Annotated in this window: 1 pseudogene; it reads left to right on the top strand. The window is 67.9% G+C overall.

Annotation, left to right across the window (positions count from 1 at the left end):
- Positions 1 to 557: pseudogene (locus V6U90_RS33800) on the top strand (cell division protein FtsK); the annotation flags it as partial.

Genomic DNA, 557 nt, shown 5'->3' with positions numbered 1-557 from the left:
CTGGCCATGACCCGCGACGGTGACCCCGCCGAAATCCTGCTGGAGGCGCTGCGGGAGTTGAAGGCCGACGTGCAGGACCGCTACGAACGGCTCTCCGCCCTGCCCGTCGACGTGTGCCCCGAAGGCAAACTCACGCGGGAGATCGCCCGGGACCCGAAGTACCGGATGCCGGTGCGGATGGTGATCCTGGACGAGTTTCAGGAGTACTTCGACCTGGGCGAGCAGTCCAAGGAGATCGCCTCCCTGCTGGTCTACCTGGTGAAGGTCGCCCCGGCCGCCGGGGTGATCCTCATCGACGCCACCCAGCGGCCCTCCGGCGTCGGTACCGGGCAGGTCGCGCAGCAGTTCATCTCCTACCGCGACAACCACCAGGTGCGGTTCAGCCTCCGCACCGGCTCATGGCAGGTGTCCGACCTGGTACTCGGTTCGGGTGCCTACTCGGAAGGGCACGACTCGTCCACCCTGCTGCCCACCTACAAGGGCGTCGGCATCCTACGCGGCGCCTCCGATGACACCCCGACCGTGCGCACCTACCTCGCCGACCAGGAAGACGCCGA

The organism is Micromonospora sp. CPCC 206060 (assembly GCF_036906895.1).
Classification (GTDB): Bacteria; Actinomycetota; Actinomycetes; order Mycobacteriales; family Micromonosporaceae; genus Micromonospora.
The sequence above is the reverse complement of the archived record's forward strand: the minus strand, read 5'-3'. Positions and strand labels throughout refer to the sequence as shown.